General features: G+C 31.5%; 14 protein-coding genes. 7 read left to right on the forward strand and 7 right to left on the reverse strand.

The genetic code is table 11. The features are described from left to right. Positions 1 to 26 precede the first annotated feature (26 nt). The gene (locus UEQ13_RS08240; protein WP_329805876.1) at positions 27 to 458 is read right to left on the reverse strand and encodes a Rieske (2Fe-2S) protein; all 432 of its coding nucleotides are present in this window, start codon (positions 456 to 458) and stop codon (positions 27 to 29) included. Between the two features lie 149 nt (positions 459 to 607). Here UEQ13_RS08240 and greA point away from each other — a divergent pair, with 149 nt between their 5' ends. The 3 genes from greA (at position 608) to UEQ13_RS08255 (ending at position 2498) form a co-directional block, all read left to right on the forward strand. Beyond that, positions 608 to 1084 (forward strand): transcription elongation factor GreA, encoded by a 477-nt coding sequence (greA, locus tag UEQ13_RS08245; protein ID WP_329805877.1) that lies wholly within the window; start codon positions 608 to 610, stop codon positions 1082 to 1084. Positions 1085 to 1163: 79 nt separating this feature from the next. Further along, the gene (locus UEQ13_RS08250; RefSeq protein ID WP_329805878.1) at positions 1164 to 1553 is read left to right on the forward strand and encodes an HIT family protein; all 390 of its coding nucleotides are present in this window, start codon (positions 1164 to 1166) and stop codon (positions 1551 to 1553) included. A gap of 51 nt (positions 1554 to 1604) precedes the next feature. After that, entirely contained in the window at positions 1605 to 2498 is an 894-nt protein-coding gene (locus UEQ13_RS08255) for a hypothetical protein (RefSeq protein WP_329805879.1), read from the forward strand. Here UEQ13_RS08255 and UEQ13_RS08260 read toward each other — a convergent pair. Then, the gene (locus tag UEQ13_RS08260) at positions 2495 to 3643 is read right to left on the reverse strand and encodes a sensor histidine kinase (RefSeq protein WP_329805880.1); all 1149 of its coding nucleotides are present in this window, start codon (positions 3641 to 3643) and stop codon (positions 2495 to 2497) included. The two genes, UEQ13_RS08255 and UEQ13_RS08260, sit on opposite strands and share 4 nt — an antisense overlap. Positions 3644 to 3747: 104 nt before the next feature. Here UEQ13_RS08260 and UEQ13_RS08265 point away from each other — a divergent pair, with 104 nt between their 5' ends. The 3 genes from UEQ13_RS08265 (at position 3748) to aat (ending at position 5756) form a co-directional block, all read left to right on the forward strand. After that, positions 3748 to 4623: a flavin reductase family protein gene (locus UEQ13_RS08265; RefSeq protein ID WP_329805881.1), complete on the forward strand. Its 876-nt coding sequence runs from the start codon at positions 3748 to 3750 to the stop codon at positions 4621 to 4623. 12 nt (positions 4624 to 4635) lie between these two features. Next, positions 4636 to 5016 carry a DUF3127 domain-containing protein gene (locus tag UEQ13_RS08270; RefSeq protein WP_166129896.1) on the forward strand — a complete coding sequence of 127 codons (381 nt, stop codon included), beginning with the start codon at positions 4636 to 4638 and terminating at the stop codon, positions 5014 to 5016. A 104-nt stretch (positions 5017 to 5120) separates the two neighbouring features. Beyond that, positions 5121 to 5756, forward strand: a complete 636-nt coding sequence (gene aat, locus UEQ13_RS08275) for a leucyl/phenylalanyl-tRNA--protein transferase (RefSeq protein ID WP_329805882.1) — start codon at positions 5121 to 5123, stop codon at positions 5754 to 5756. A gap of 61 nt (positions 5757 to 5817) precedes the next feature. Here the strand turns inward: aat and UEQ13_RS08280 are convergent, their stop codons facing one another. The 4 genes from UEQ13_RS08280 to UEQ13_RS08295 form a co-directional block, all read right to left on the reverse strand. Continuing rightward, a complete protein-coding gene (locus tag UEQ13_RS08280; protein ID WP_329805883.1) occupies positions 5818 to 6033 on the reverse strand; it encodes a VF530 family protein in 216 nt (71 codons plus the stop codon). A gap of 90 nt (positions 6034 to 6123) precedes the next feature. Beyond that, on the reverse strand, positions 6124 to 6681 hold the full coding sequence (locus UEQ13_RS08285; protein WP_329805884.1) for a DNA-3-methyladenine glycosylase I: 558 nt from the start codon (positions 6679 to 6681) through the stop codon (positions 6124 to 6126). Then, positions 6674 to 7342: a queuosine precursor transporter gene (locus tag UEQ13_RS08290; protein WP_329805885.1), complete on the reverse strand. Its 669-nt coding sequence runs from the start codon at positions 7340 to 7342 to the stop codon at positions 6674 to 6676. The genes UEQ13_RS08285 and UEQ13_RS08290 overlap by 8 nt, the downstream gene beginning before the upstream one ends. After that, positions 7343 to 11110 (reverse strand): TraB/GumN family protein, encoded by a 3768-nt coding sequence (locus UEQ13_RS08295; RefSeq protein ID WP_329805886.1) that lies wholly within the window; start codon positions 11108 to 11110, stop codon positions 7343 to 7345. It abuts the gene before it with no gap. A gap of 195 nt (positions 11111 to 11305) precedes the next feature. On the opposite strand from UEQ13_RS08295, the gene UEQ13_RS08300 reads away from it, so the two are divergent. Further along, a complete protein-coding gene (locus tag UEQ13_RS08300) occupies positions 11306 to 12103 on the forward strand; it encodes a TIGR00266 family protein (RefSeq protein WP_329805887.1) in 798 nt (265 codons plus the stop codon). A 45-nt stretch (positions 12104 to 12148) separates the two neighbouring features. Here the strand turns inward: UEQ13_RS08300 and UEQ13_RS08305 are convergent, their stop codons facing one another. Next, positions 12149 to 14254: a prolyl oligopeptidase family serine peptidase gene (locus UEQ13_RS08305; RefSeq protein WP_329805888.1), complete on the reverse strand. Its 2106-nt coding sequence runs from the start codon at positions 14252 to 14254 to the stop codon at positions 12149 to 12151. Positions 14255 to 14302 lie beyond the last annotated feature (48 nt).

Genomic DNA, 14302 nt, shown 5'->3' on the forward strand with positions numbered 1-14302 from the left:
TTTCAATTGAGTTTCATTAATCATTATTAATTATATACTTTAATTGTTGTTGCATCTATCACTTGAACTCTATAGGCTTTCATAGGATATTGTTTTCCTGCAGACAAACCTGTGAATAAACTATATTCAGCGTTATCACAAGCACATTTTGCATTAATTCCATTAATTGTCATGGTAGAACAATCGGTTAATGCCTGATTTGGACAAGCCGCATCATAAGCCAAATAATTTCCACTTCCTGCATTAAAAACAATTACACCTCTAATTCCAGCTCCAGCTGAATTCACATAAACAGCACTTGAAGGAAAAGCTAAAGTTGCATATTGAGGAAAACTCATATTCAACGTAACTTCAAACGAATAATTTGGCAAATACGGATTGCTAGTGTTTGTTTGCTTATCCTTTTCACAAGATAAACTAGCTAGAAACAAAACAAGTAAGCAAAAAAATCTTTTCATTTTTTATTTTTATTTGAATTATCAAATTTAATTTATTTATATTTGACAAACTAATATAGTAAACGAAAAATAGTTAAATAAATTATATCTTTGCAAAAAGGGAATCCCATAGTTGTGGGATTTTTTCTATTTTATAAATTAATGAAGTTATGAGTACAGTATCTTACTACACAGCAGAAGGATTAAAACATTTAAAAGACGAGTTAGACCAACTTAAATCTATAGAACGCCCCAAAGCATCACAAGCCATCGCAGAAGCAAGAGATAAAGGCGATTTATCTGAAAATGCAGAATACGATGCAGCCAAAGAAGCACAAGGTTTATTAGAAATGCGTATTTCAAAAATGGAAGAAGTGGTGTCTAATGCAAGAATTATAGACGAATCAACTTTAGATGTTTCAAAAGCATTGGTTTTATCGAACGTAAAAATCAAAAATCAATCTAACGGAATGGAACTTCAATATAAATTAGTTGCAGAAAGTGAAGCCGATTTAAAAACAGGAAAAATATCAGTAACCTCTCCAATTGGAAAAGGATTATTAGGTAAAAAAGTAGGTCAAATTGCAGAAATTAATGTACCAAATGGTGTATTAAAATTTGAAGTTTTAGAAATTACACGCGACTAATTTAATGTGTCGATTAGTCAATTGGTCAATGTGCCAAAAAAATGACTAATTGAAAATTGGCTAATTGAAAATTAAAAAAATGAGTTCTATTTTCACAAAAATAATCAACGGAGAAATCCCTTGTTATAAAATTACAGAAAACGAAGATTTTATTGCTTTTTTAGATGTGAATCCGAATGCAAAAGGACATACTTTATGTGTGCCAAAGCAAGAAATTAATAAAATTTTCGACATGGAAGAAGATTTGTTTTTAAGGCTAATGGCGTTTTCAAGAAAAGTAGCCATTGCTTTAGAAAAAACGGTTCCTTGTAAGCGAATTGGTGTGGCAGTTGTAGGTTTAGAAGTACCACACACTCACGTGCATTTGATTCCGTTGCAAGATATGGACGATATGCGTTTCCAACGAAAAACAACTTTAACACCAGAAGAATTTTCAACACTAGCAGAACAGATTGCTGAAAATTTATAAAACATATCTCCACAAATTCTAAATGAGTTTGTGGTTTTTTTTTGCTGACTTATGAAAAAAATCATCTTCCTATTACTATTCACAAATCTTATCTTTTCACAAGAAATTGCCTCTGAAAATTATTTTTGGTCGTTTAATTACGAAGGAAAAACAGAAGCAGCAATAGGTGTGAAAAATTGCTATGTCCGACAAGACTCCACCACAAACAGTCAATTATTAGATTCTTTACAAATTGGAAATAAAATAAAAGTCTTAAAAAACACAACAGAAAACTTAAACATTAAAGGACTGAATTTATCTTGGGTGGAAATTGAGTATTCCAAAAACAATCAAATTAAAACCGGTTTTCTTTGGAAAGGATTCATCGCTGTTGGAAATGCAACTAAAGGAAACACCACGTTCTTAACCACAATAGATTCCAAATACAGCAAAAAAGTACAACGAGATGATTACGAATACGAGAGAGATTTTTATAAAATTTCTGTAAAAGCTATAAATTCAGAAAATCAAATTATAAGCGAAAAATCATTTTCAAAAGAACTTACCGAAAGTCATTTTTTCCAAAACTCCGCTATAAGTAGTTGGGGCTTAAAAGATTTAAATTCTATTTACAGAATTTCGTTTAGCGGTGAAGCTTGTGGCATTCCAACTTTGTATTATTATTTCGGGTGGAACGAAAAAGAATTCTTAGAACTTCCTGAAAAATATGATATGGGGGACGCCGGCGTTTTTTATCATTCAGAAGAATTTGTTTTCCCAAAAGAGAAAGGCGGACAAACGAACACCATAATTAAAACCATTAAAGAAGCTGAAAACACAGATGAGAATTCAAATACTTATGATTTCTTAGTTACAAAAACAACGGAATATTATTCTTGGGATGGAAAAAATTTCAAACTAATTAAGACCAAAAAATTAAAACCTTACATTGAAAAAGAAAATTAACTTTCTTTCTTAAAACTGATTTGCATCGTAGTTCCTTTTCCAATTTCTGAATTCACGACTCTAATTCTACCTTTGTGATATTCTTGTACAATTCGTTTAGTAAGTGACAAACCTAATCCCCAACCACGTTTTTTCGACGTGTAACCTGGTTCAAAAACGGTTTTAAATTTATTTTTCGGAATACCACTTCCACTATCGGTAACGGTGATATAAATAAATGAATCGCCTTCCACAATTTCTATAGAAAGTTTTCCTTTTCCTTTCATCGCATCTATTGAATTCTTTACTAAATTTTCAATCGTCCAACTGTGTAAAGTAGGATTTAGTGAAACATAAAGTGGTTTGCTTGGTGCTCTAAATTCGAAACTAACTTGCTTTGATGTTCTTGCTTGTAAATATTCGAATGATGATTTTGTTTCTTCAACAATGTCTCTTTTTTCTAAAATAGGCTCGCTTCCAATTTTTGAAAACCTATCGGTAATGGTTTGCAAACGATTGATGTCTTTTTGAATTTCTTCAATCGTACTTTCATCAATATTTTCTAATTTCAACAATTCTAACCAACCAATTAAAGATGATAACGGCGTACCGATTTGATGCGCGGTTTCCTTTGCCATTCCAGCCCAAAGTTTGTTTTGCGTAGCCATTTTCGTAGCGCGGTAGAAATTATATACTACGCCACCAAATAAAAACGCCACCAACAATAAAGCGATTGGATAGTATTTTAGTTTATTTAACATAGGAGAATCGCCATAATATACCAAATTGTAATCGTCCGCAGCGAATTGTACTTTTATTGGATTATTCTGATTTTTAATTGAGTTTAGAAATTCTTTGACTTTAATGCTATCATTCGTAATCTCTCCAAGATTCAAATCACTTAAGATTTTTCCTTTTTTATCGGTAAGAATTAATGGAATATTTTTATTGTTTTCCATTATAAAAGTTGGCAATTCTAAGTCGGCATCAAGTTCTGCATTTCTTACATTTTTCAAAGCAGTAGCCCATAATTCCATTTTATTACGTTCTTCTTCTTTAAACGTTTGGAAAAAGATATAGGTATTCCATAAAATTAAGGAAGCAATTAAAAACGAGGAAATAATGATAATCCAACGTGTAAGATTTCTTTTTTCAGAAAACTGCATATAAAGTATTTTGAGTAAAAATAGTGAAATTTTAGAATTAAGAACAAAGTAAAAAGTAAAAAGATAAAAGGAAATTCGACTATATTTGTAAAAAATTAGAATTTATGTTAAGCATTGATCCAAAAGAAATTTCACCAGCAAAATTACAAGGGTATTTACAAAGTGCTGTAGCGCCTAGACCAATTGCTTTTGCTAGTACTTTAGACATTCACGGAAATCCGAATTTGTCGCCATTTAGTTTTTTTAATGTGTTTAGCAGCAATCCGCCGATATTGATTTTTTCGCCTGCGCGAAGAGTTCGAGACAATACGATTAAGCATACTTTAATCAATGCTCAAAACACAAATGAAGTTGTAATCAATATTGTAAATTACGATATTGTACAACAAATGAGTTTGTCGAGTACGGAATATCCTGATGGTGTAAATGAGTTTGAAAAAGCTGGATTTACGATGCTGCCTTCGGATATTGTAAAACCATTTAGAGTAGCTGAAAGCCCGGTTCAATTTGAATGTAAAATTAACGATATTATTGCTTTGGGAGACCAAGGAGGAGCTGGAAATTTAGTGATTTGTGAAGTAGTAAAAATACATATTCACGAAAGTATCTTAGACGAAAACCAAATGATTGACCAACATAAAATTGATGTGGTTTCTCGTTTAGGAGGAAATTGGTATAGCCGAGCAAATGCTGGATTGTTTGAAGTCGAAAAACCCTTAACAACTTTAGGAATTGGTGTAGATTCGATTCCGAATTTCATTAAAGAAAGTGTTTATTTCAATGGAAATGATTTAGGAAAATTAGGAAATATAGAAGCTATTCCAAATGAAGAAGAAATTACTATATTTGTAAAAGAAAATTTTGAAGTCAAAGCCGTTTTAAGTTCTGACGATTTAGATACAAAATTCGCGAAAGCAAAAGAATATTTAGACAACAATCAAGTTTTAAACGCTTGGAAGTTATTATTAGCAGAAAAATAAATTATAGAGATTATGGAAGTTATTGGAAAAATCAAAATGATTGGCGCTACTCAAGACGTTAGTGCATCATTCAAAAAAAGAGAATTAGTTGTTACTACTGAAGAGCAGTATCCACAACATATTATGGTTGAATTTACGCAAGCAAAAGTGGACGATTTAAATTCATATCAAGTTGGAGAACAAGTGAAAGTTTCTATCAATTTAAGAGGAAGAGAATGGGTAAATCCTCAAGGTGAAACTAAATATTTTAACTCAATACAAGGTTGGAGAATTGAAAGAATGGCTGCTGCTGCACCTGCTGGAGCTCCAGAAATGCCTCCGATGCCAGCTGCTGAAGCTTTTGCGCCTGCCACTAACTTTAAAGAAGAAGAACACGACGATTTACCTTTCTAAAAGATAAACGTTAGATATCAAAAGTCAGAAGTTAAGAGTTTACTTAATTTCTGGCTTTTTTTAATATTTCTAATTTGAAATTGATTTTTTTTGAAATTAACAAGATGTATTTTTTAACACCCGAACTTTATTTTCCACCAGCTTCTGAAACTTCACCAGAAGGCATAATTGCTGTTGGCGGCGATTTGTCTCCAGAAAGATTATTATTGGCGTACCAAAACGGAATTTTTCCATGGTATAATAACGACGAACCGAAACTTTGGTGGTGTCCGGAAGAAAGAATGGTATTGTTTTTCGAAAATTTACGAATTACGAAAAGCATGAGAAACGTTTTAAATAGAAACGAATTTCAAATCACTTTTAATACCGCTTTTAGAGACGTAATTTCCAATTGTCAGCAATCACCAAGAAAAGACCAAGACGGCACTTGGATTTCCGATGAAATTATAGAAGCGTATTGCAAACTACACGAATTAGGTCATGCCAAAAGCATAGAAGTTTGGCAAAATAAAGAATTAGTTGGCGGTTTATACGGCATTGATTTAGGCGATGTATTTTGCGGAGAAAGTATGTTTTCTAAAGTTCCAAATGCGAGTAAAGTGGCTTTTATTCATTTAGCAAAACAATTAGAAATTGCGAATTATAAACTGTTAGATTGTCAAGTTTATAACGATCATTTAAATAGTTTAGGCTGTATTGAAATTGATAGAGACGAATTTTTAGCGATTCTGAAAAGTTAAATATTACGCAGAGATGCGTGAAGTTATATTTAAACACAGATTATCACAAATTGGCACAGATTTATCTTGCATCAAATTTCTTCAAACTTCTTACATATAATTCTTCGACTTTTTTACGCGCCCATTCGGTTTTTCGTAAAAAAGTTAAACTTGATTTTATCGATGGGTTTTCTTTAAAACATTTGATATTTATCAATTCACCAAGCGTATCAAAACCATAGAAATCAACAAGTTTTTCTAGTATTACTTTTAACGTTATGCCGTGAAGTGGATCCATTTATTTACGATTTTTGATTTGGGATTTACGATTAAATGTAAATACTAATATTTTTTTTAACTATTTTTTTTTGAAAACTACAACTGATCACTAACCTCTCACCCAACAATCTTCCACATGATCATTAACCATTCCGGTGGCTTGCATGTGTGCATAAACTACGGTTGAACCCACGAATTTGAATCCGCGTTTTTTCAAATCTTTACTTAGTTTATCTGAAACTTCAGTCGTTGCTGGAACGTCACTTAATGTTTTTCGATTATTATCAATTGGTTTTCCATCTACAAAAGCCCAAATATATTTAGAAAAACTTCCAAATTCTTCTTGTACTTTTATGAAAGCTTGTGCATTAGTAACCGATGCTTTTATCTTTAATTTATTTCTGATAATTCCAGTATCTTCCGCTAAAACTTGCAATTTTGCATCGGTAAATTTCGCTACTTTTTGTACATCAAAACCAGCAAAAGCTTTTCTGAAATTATCTCGTTTGACCAAAACCGTATACCAACTTAAACCTGCTTGAAACGTTTCTAAAATTAGAAATTCAAATAAAGTCGCATCATCATAAACGGGTTTTCCCCATTCGTTATCGTGATAGTCTTTATATAAATCGGTTTTTTCGCACCAAGCGCAACGTTTCTTAGTCATTTACTATTGGTTTTTCGTTGTTGTGAATGTATTTATTAATCAAAAAATGACCTAAATAGATTAATGGCGTTAAGCAAATTGCGATGATTAATTTAAAAGAATAACCTGTTAAAGAAAATTCTATATATTGTTTAGTGTTCCAAATTCCGGGTAAATAAAACGCAATTCCGCCCACAATAAAAGAATCGATTAATTGAGAAAATACGGTTGAACCTGTGCTTCTCAACCAAATCATTTTTTCGCCCGTTTTCTTTTTGAAATAACTAAAAATAGTTACATCTAAAAATTGTGAGACCAAAAACGCAATAATCGAACCTACAATAATTAAATTACTTTGTCCGAAAACGGCAATAAATTGTTCATTAGAAACTGGACTTATTCCTTTGGCTTCAGGAATTTTCATCGAAAAAAACAAAACTACGAAACAATAAGCAATTAAGCCAGCAGTAATATAACTTAATCTTTTTACGCCTTGTTTTCCGAAATATTCATTTATTAAATCGGTAGTAATAAACACAATTGGCCATGGTAAAATCCCCATACTTAATACAAAAGGACCAACTTGAATGAGTTTTCCTCCAATAAGTTCGGCAGTGATGGCATTAGTTATAAAAATTCCTGCCAATACAACATATACTATTTCCTTTTTGGTTCTTAGCATTTATTCTTCGTAATACATTTCTTCATCATAACCATCACCACGACCGTTAGAGAAACTCACACGCAAATGATTGTCGTTTAACGATTCGTTAATCATCGTTTTCATGATGTGCTCTATTTCTTTGTCTTCGATGAATTTTTCTTTGTCGAATCTTCTAAACGCTTTTAAATTTAGCTTATTATTTTCATCGTGAACAAAAGCTATTGCGGTTAACTTTTCAGAATTTTTACCGTAAGAATCCTTTTCAATATCAATTTTTTTATAGAAGAAATAAGAGATTTTTTTATCTTTTACCGTGATTACTTTTTCTTCTAACATTACAATTGAATCGTTTTTCTCATTGAAATCCTCGTAAAAATGAATGGCCATTTTTACAATTGAATCTCTATTAAACTTATTTAATTCGTCGTTTTGTTTGTTATGGTACAACATTTGAAAAGCCGTGTATTTTGTTTTCGGATTTTCAATTAATTTTTGAATACTGTTTTTATCTAATTTTTTATTTCTGGCCAATTCTCTGTTAGCAATCGCAACATTTAAATCGTCGATATCTAATTTTTCCGCTTTTTGATACAACTGACTGATATCTTTTTCGTTTTTAAACGGATATAAAATAGACAAATAACTATTTAAAGCATCGACTGGCGCACCATCTTCGTCGCTATAATCATATTCATCTTCTTCACTTGCTTCGTCTTCAGATTTCCAACTTAATAAACGCTTGTATTCTAATTTTGCATTTGTCAACAACATTTTCTTGTACGATTTCAGCTTTTTAGATTGTGCTTTTTCTGAATTCAATAACACTTTTACGAAATCAACAATCGGTTCATGAAACTCATTAATACTGTAATATTCTAAAATATTTGGATATAAAACTTGTGAATTTTCAAGATCTGAAGTAAACAAATTAAACAATCCAGAAATCACATACTTATCAGAAATTGGTAAATCGTACTCTAACAATTCTGCAATTTTTTTGTAGGCCGTTTTGCTTTTTTGAAATGTTAATGCTTTTAATATTGAAAATTGCGTTTGAGTAGAAACATCTTGTGCTTTATAGGCTTGCTCTAAAAACGGAATTACTTCTGCTGATTTTAACGCACCAATGCTTTCGTATAACTCGCCTTTGAATTCCATTTCTTCTTTACGGAATTCGAAGTTTTCAATCAAGGCTTTCAATTTAGAAAAATCCGTTTCTTCAATTCTTAAATTATCAAATGATTTTATTGCCGAATATCTAATACTGTCGTGTTCGCTATTTAAATCTTCTTCAAAAAGACTGAATTTATTTTCAAAAAAGGTTCTCGATGTAATTTTATCGTCCACTTTAAACGTGGTAAACACTTTTTCTACAAACGGATTGTCATTTTTATAATTCTTATCCACTAAAGTTGCTAGCGTATAATATTCTCCTTTTTTAAGTACAATTTTATATTTTATGGCTTGTGTACTTTTGGGTTTAGTTGCTAAAACTTCGTACACATAATAATCATTCGCTGCGTCCTTTGTGAATTTTTCATTGGTTAATTCTAATTTTTGATTAGAAGATAAAGTCAATGTTTTATCCCAAGTTGTCGATTTATAATCTAACGGATTAAATTTTTCTTCCTCTTTTTCTTCGTTTAAAGTGGCTACAGAAGTTAGATTTAAAGCATCAGTTGCAGCTACATCAACTACAGTCGCCACATCTAAGTCTGCATAATCATTATTTCTAGAATAATTTTTTGCTTCAAAATCTGTAGAAATGTTTTTCTTAACTTTATTAAAAAGCGAATCTAAAACCGCATAACTTTCATATCTATGTGGTTGAGAATAAGTAATTTCAACTGCATTTTTATTTGGAGAAAATATTTCGAACGTTTTAAATTTAACTTCAAAATGATTGGTTTTATCAGCATCATCATATCGTTTTTTTCTATCGAATTTAAAATCTAAATATTCGTTTTGTTGTTTCGGAACTTCTACTGAAAAATGAGCCGTAGAATCTTTAAACGTTTTGTATACAATTTGTTCTTTTGCATTGGTAATTTCAAACGAATTGAAAAAGGTGTCCACTTTATTTTTAGATGCATTTACGGTTCCTAACAAATAATATTTATTGCCTTTTAATACCGATTTCAAGTGAATATTTTTATCTTTTAATTTAGATTGAGAAGTAAATTCGAACTTGTTTTTATCGAAATGTGTTTGTGTAGAATCTAATTCGTGAGTAGTATAAAATTCATAATGCATTCTTTTCAATTCGTATTCTGAATCTTCCAAATTAGAAATATCCATTAACGTGCTTTCCATTAAGAAATAGTGTGCATTTTCTTGCTCATCGAACGCGTAAATCTCCGTATCTTCTAGTTTTTTATTATCATTTTTATTTCCCACAAACGCATAATACGAAGGCATTTTAACTTTAAAATTTTGTTTGTTTGGTACAATAGTTACAAATTCTTGTTTGTACGATTTGATTTTTATATTGTTATAAACCTCATCTTCGTATTTTCTCACATAATCGCCTTCACCGCTCATAATTACAGCAATAATTTCTAGTGGTGTAATGTAATATCTGTATCTTTCGTTTTTACCCGTTTTGGTTTTACTTTTAATATCGTACACAAAATTATTTTTTTCTTGGTACGCTTTTTTCTCCAAAATTTCACCTGGTATGTTTTCGAAAAACAAACTGTCTAATGTTTTATGATTGAATTTTTCATCTTTTTTACTGATGAAATCTTTTAACAACATGCGTTTTACGTTGATATATCCACCATTTCCTAAATCTGGAGATTCTAAATTTTCATCATTTTTCAATACCAAAGGAAATAAAGGCAATGAAACCATTTCGTCTGAAGTCGTATTCACTTCAAAAACGGGTTTTACAAAATACTCTTCAATTTGTTTTTTAAGTTTTTTTCCTTTTTCCGTATAATCAGAAATAATTGGCGTTACCGTATATCCTTTTTTACGTAACATTTCAATCATACCGTTTTTCCCTGGTAAATGTGCGGCACCAACTGCTGCGAACAAACTTCCTGTTTTCATGATGGAATCCATACTTTTAGACATGATATCATTTCTATCAAAAAGCATCGCTTTATTGTATGATTTTGGAGAAGAAAGCATGTTTAACGTATCAATTAAATCTAAATCTTTTTCTCTATAAGCATCACGTAAAACCTCAGCATAAGAACGTTTTTTTAAGATTTTTAAAAAGGCTTGTTTATTTCCGTCAATTTCACTGATATCCATTTGAGATTGCGCTCTCTCTATATTTAATGTTGTCGTTTTTACGTTTTCTAAACCTAATGTTTTTTTACCATATTTTCTTCCTGTTCTGTAAATGAACATGTCTAAATACGTTTCTTCTTGGTATTCTTGATTTGCTTGATTAGTTCGAGATAATAAGCCAATTAAATTATAATTAGAACCTCTAAAAAGAGAAGACAAATTATCTTTTTCAACAGGTGAAGTATAAAAATTAGAGTAGAAATTTCCACTAGTTTTTGTTGATCTGTAAAATCCAAATAAATCGTATAATTCGGTCCAAGTATTCGGTTCGCTTTCGTTAGCGATAAAATCTGAAGCTAATAATTTTTCGAAAAACGAATCGGATAAATGAAAAGAAACCTTGTCAGAAACGTGCATGGTTCCATACATATATGATTTTTTGGTTAATCCGTTTCCAGAAATTTCCCAAAATAAACTTTGATATTTTTTTTCTTGTGCTGAGGCAGAAATCGACAAAAATGTCAGTAAAAATAAAATCTTCTTCAAAACGAATGATTATTAAGTTAAGTTCCTTCAAATATAACAAATAGAAATAAACTTTTTGAGGATTTAACACTTGTTATGTTGAAAGTTTTTCATTTAATACAATTCCGTGTTTTTACAGATCGAATAATCTAATTTAAAAGTGTAACATTTTAAAAATTCTTCTACTAATTTAAAAAAACTAAAAACTTGAAAATTATGAATGCTCACGAGATAGATTACCATATTTATGGTGAAGAAATGCAATATGTAGAAATTGAATTAGATCCACAAGAAGTTGTAATTGCTGAAGCTGGCGGATTTATGATGATGGAAGATGGTATCAAAATGGAAACGATTTTTGGTGATGGGAGTCAACAACAACAAGCTGGTTTTATGGGAAAATTACTTTCCGCTGGAAAACGTGTTTTAACAGGCGAAAGTTTGTTTATGACCGCTTTTCAAAACCAAGCTTCTGGAAAAAAGAAAGTTTCTTTTGCTGCTCCTTATCCAGGAAAAATTATAGCTATTGATTTAAAAGCGTATCACGGAAAATTCATTTGTCAGAAAGATGCTTTCTTGTGTGCGGCGAAAGGTGTTTCAGTTGGGATTGAGTTTTCTAAAAAAATTGGAAGAGCTTTATTTGGAGGTGAAGGTTTTATCATGCAAAAAATTGAAGGCGATGGAATGGCTTTCGTACATTCTGGCGGAACATTAGCTAAAAAAGAATTAGCACCTGGTGAAGTGATGCGAATTGACACAGGTTGTGTGGTTGGTTATACACAAGATATAGATTTTGATATTGAAATGGTTGGCGGTGTAAAAAACACCATTTTTGGTGGAGAAGGAATGTTTTACGCTACACTTCGCGGACCAGGAACTGTATTCATACAATCCTTACCTTTTAGTCGATTAGCTGGAAGAATTTTAGCTAATGCACCACAAAATGGCGGCGGAAAAGAAGAAGGAAGTGTATTAGGTGGTGTAGGAAGATTATTAAACGGAGATAATTTTTAAAATAGAAAAGGCGGCCAATGGCCGCCTTTTTCAATAGCTGTATTTTTATTTCTTTACTTTTTTGATTCCCATATTGAACAACGTAAACGCTTGCATATCTACTTGTTCGTTAATAATTGCATCAGTTGATTTTCCTGCTCCGTGTCCGGCATTCACATCAATTCGAATTAACATAGGTTGAGAACCTGAATATTTATCTTGTAATTCAGCAGCGAATTTAAAACTATGCGCTGGCACTACTCTATCATCATGATCACCAGTAGTTACCATTGTTGCTGGATAATTCACCCCTGATTTCACATTATGAACTGGCGAATATTTTTTAATGTATTGAAACATTTCTTCACTTTGTTCTGATGTTCCATAATCGTATGCCCAACCTGCTCCGGCTGTAAAAGTATGGTAACGTAACATATCTAAAACACCAACGGCAGGCAATGCGACTTTAAATAAATCTGGACGTTGTAACATCGTTGCTCCAACTAACAAACCGCCATTCGAACCACCTTTTATGGCTAAAAATTCTGATGAAGTATATTTTTCTGCGATTAAATATTCGGCAGCAGCTATGAAATCGTCAAACACATTTTGTTTTTTCAATTGAATTCCTCCATTATGCCATTGTTTTCCGTATTCTCCGCCACCGCGTAAATTCGCCACTACATAAACACCACCATTTTCCAACCAAACGGCATTTGAAATACTAAAAGCCGGTGTTAAACTCACATTAAATCCACCATAACCGTATAAAATAGTTGGATTTTTTCCGTTTAATTTCAATCCTTTTTTATGAGTGATTATCATTGGGATTTTAGTTCCGTCATTTGAAGTATAAAACACTTGTTTCGATTCGTATTTCTCTGATTTGAAATCCACTTTTGGTTTTTGATAAACGGCAGAATTTCCTGTTTTTACATCAAATGAATAAATTGAACTTGGAGTTGTATAATTCGTAAAAGAATAATATAACGTTTTCTCTTCTTTTTTTCCTCCAAAACCTGAAGCTGTTCCTATTCCTGGTAATTTAACTTCTGTGATTAAAGCGCCATCATAATCGTATTGTTTCACAACAGAAATGGCGTCTTTCATATAATTCGCAAAAATATAATTTCCACCTGTTGAAACCGATAAAACGTTCTCCGTTTCAGGAATAACTTCTAACCAATTTGGTAATTCTGGATTATTCGCGTCAATAATCATTAATTTCTTATTTGGCGCGTTGTTGTTGGTAATCACATATAACTTGCTTCCGCGATTGTCGATAATATCATAATCATAAACCATGTTATCAACTAACGTTTTAATCTCAAATTTTGGTTTTGTTAAATCTACTAAATACAGTTCGTTAGAACTTGTGGCATTAGCAGCAGAAATTACCAAATACATATTATCTTCCGTTACACTTCCACCAACATATCTTCTTTTTATATCACCACCAAAAACCACTTTATCTTCCGATTGAGCTGTTCCTAATTTATGATAATATAATTTATGTTGATCTGTTTTGGCAGATAATTCGCTACCTGTTGGTTTGTCGTAACTTGAATAATAAAAGCCTTCATTTTTATACCAAGAAACGCCGCTAAATTTCACATCGACTAACGTTTCGCCAATTTTTTCTTTCGTTACGGCATTCAAAACAATTACTTTTCGCCAATCGGAACCTGCTTCTGAAATTTGATAGGCTAATAAACTTCCATCTTGGGTAAAATTGATTCCGGCTAAAGATGTCGAACCATCTTTTGAAAACGTATTCGGATCTAAAAAAACTTCTTCTTTTCCAGACACGTCTTTTCTAAACAAAACCGATTGATTTTGAAGTCCGTTATTTTTATAGAAATAGGTGAATTTTCCTTCTACAAATGGTGCAGAAATTTTTTCATAATTCCACAGTTTTTCCATTCTGTCTTTTATATCTTTTCTGAATGGAATTTGATCTAAATACTTATACGTTACTACATTTTGAGCCTTTACCCAACTTTCCGTTTCTGCACTTCTATCGTCTTCTAACCAACGATACACATCGGTAACTTCAGTGTTGAAATAAACATCTTTATGGTCTATTTTTTTTGTTTTTGGATAGGTAATTTTATTTTGAGCCATAATTCCGACTGAACTAATTAAAGTTGCAAAAATGATTGATTTTTTCATTCAAATTGTGTTTTGTTGTATTACAAATATAAGTAAACCTACAAGATT

Origin of the sequence: Flavobacterium facile (genome assembly GCF_036321945.1) — a bacterium.
Classification (GTDB): domain Bacteria; phylum Bacteroidota; class Bacteroidia; order Flavobacteriales; family Flavobacteriaceae; genus Flavobacterium; species Flavobacterium facile.